The organism is Dietzia sp. DQ12-76 (genome assembly GCF_014145045.1).
Taxonomy (GTDB): Bacteria; Actinomycetota; Actinomycetes; order Mycobacteriales; family Mycobacteriaceae; genus Dietzia.
The window spans coordinates 1-1367 of record NZ_JAALDV010000528.1; the positions used below are offsets into that span (position 1 = coordinate 1).

1 protein-coding gene is annotated in these 1367 nt (G+C 72.4%); it reads left to right on the forward strand.

Features of this window, described 5'->3' with window-relative positions:
* The coding region (locus tag G6019_RS16130) for a cobaltochelatase subunit CobN (RefSeq protein ID WP_182628034.1) at positions 1-1269 on the forward strand (1269 nt) is incomplete at its 5' end.
* Between the last annotated feature and the right edge of the window lie 98 nt (positions 1270-1367).

The following is a 1367-nucleotide window of genomic DNA, read 5'->3' on the forward strand; positions in this document are numbered from 1 at the left end:
CACGCCCTCGGCGGCGGGTTCGTGCCCGCCGGCCCGTCGGGGTCGCCCCTGCGCGGCCTGGTCAACGTGTTGCCGACCGGTCGCAACTTCTACACGGTCGACCCCCGCGCCGTCCCGTCCCGGCTCGCCTGGGAGACCGGCCGGGCGATGGCCGACTCCCTGCTGGACCGCCACGTGGCGGAGACCGGCGAGTACCCGAGCTCGGTGGGACTGTCCATCTGGGGCACCTCGGCCATGCGGACCTCCGGCGACGACGTGGCCGAGGTCCTGGCGCTGCTCGGGGTGCGGCCCGAGTGGGACGAGGCCTCCCGACGGGTCAACGGTCTGGAGGTGGTCCCGACCGCGGAGCTCGGGCGGCCGCGCATTGACGTGACGGTGCGCATCTCGGGCTTCTTCCGGGACGCGTTCCCGCACGTCATCACGATGCTCGACGACGCCGTCCGGATGGTGGCTGACCTCGACGAGCCCGCGGAGTCGAACCACGTCGCCGCCCACACCCGGGCTGACCTGGCGGAGCACTCGGACCACCGGCGGGCGACCACCCGCATCTTCGGCTCGGCGCCGGGGTCGTACGGCGCCGGGATCCTGCAGACGATCGAGGCCGGAAACTGGCGGGACGACCGCGACCTGGCCGAGGTCTACACCCGCTGGGGCGGCTTCGCCTACGGCCGCGATCTGGACGGCGTGCCGGCCGCGGACGACATGCGCACCAACTACCGGCGCATCGCGGTGGCCGCCAAGAACATCGACACCCGCGAGCACGACATCGCCGACTCGGACGACTACTTCCAGTACCACGGGGGGATGATCGCGACCGTGCGCGCGCTCACCGGCGCCGAACCCCGCGCGTACGTGGGGGACTCCACCACCCCGGACGCCATCCGGACGCGGTCACTGGCGGAGGAGACGGTCCGGGTGTTCCGCGCCCGCGTGGTCAACCCCCGGTGGATCGCGGCCATGCAGCGGCACGGGTACAAGGGGGCCTTCGAGCTCGCGGCGACGGTCGACTACCTCTTCGGGTTCGACGCCACCGCCGGGGTCGTGCACGACTGGATGTACGACACGCTGGCCCGGGAGTACGTGCTGGACCAGACCAACCAGGAGTTCCTCCGGCGCTCCAACCCCTGGGCGCTGCGCGGGATGATCGAGCGACTCTCGGAGGCCGCCGACCGCGGACTGTGGGCCCAGCCGGACGCCGAGATCATGGACCGGATGCGGCAGGTCTACCTGGACGTCGAAGGCGACCTCGAGGAGTCGCATGGCGACTGACGGCCCCTCCGGCGACGCGCCCAGCCCAGACGCGCCCAGCCCAGACGCGCGCGAGTGCTGCACCCGCACAGGAAATTTCGCGCGCGCGTGCAGCACTC